Source organism: Streptococcus suis (assembly GCF_002960445.1).
Taxonomy (GTDB): Bacteria; Bacillota; Bacilli; order Lactobacillales; family Streptococcaceae; genus Streptococcus; species Streptococcus hyiners.
In genome coordinates this window covers 1-453 of sequence record NZ_POJD01000411.1, presented here as the reverse complement: position 1 = coordinate 453, position 453 = coordinate 1, and the positions used below count along the sequence as shown (strand labels likewise).

The 453-nt window shown below is 40.2% G+C and carries 1 pseudogene; it reads left to right on the top strand.

Going from position 1 to position 453, the window contains the following annotated elements:
- Positions 1-118: 118 nt before the first annotated feature.
- Positions 119-453, top strand: a pseudogene (locus C1G53_RS12310) (aminodeoxychorismate lyase); the annotation flags it as partial.

Here is a 453-nt window from a genome sequence, read left to right as displayed (position 1 = left end):
AATTTGGAGGACAAAGGTGGAGTGATATGTACTGGAAAGCCTTGTAGAAAGGGAAGTTCTTGCAATTCATAAGCCTTTAAGATATAATGTATAGTAACTGTGTGAAAGGAGTAACAGCGTGACAAAGGATACGAATGAAAAAAACACGCAGTCTTCAGGCTTCCGCGATCAAATTTTACGAGATTTGGAAGAATTGAAGGTGAAACGTTTGGCGGAACAGTCAGCGGATGTTCTTGTTGATAAGCGTAATGAAGTTATCAACGAGCTCCAGCCTAGTCTTGCCGAAGAAAAAGCCCCCCATAGAGAGACTGAAATTGTAAAAGTAGAAGGTATTGCTTTCCCTGATTCATACTTGTCAGAAGAACAGCAAGAATCAGAAGTGATGACGGAAAGTATTGAAGAGCCAACATCAGAAACTTTGGCTACTCCAGAGACTTTTGTGATTGAAAAAGA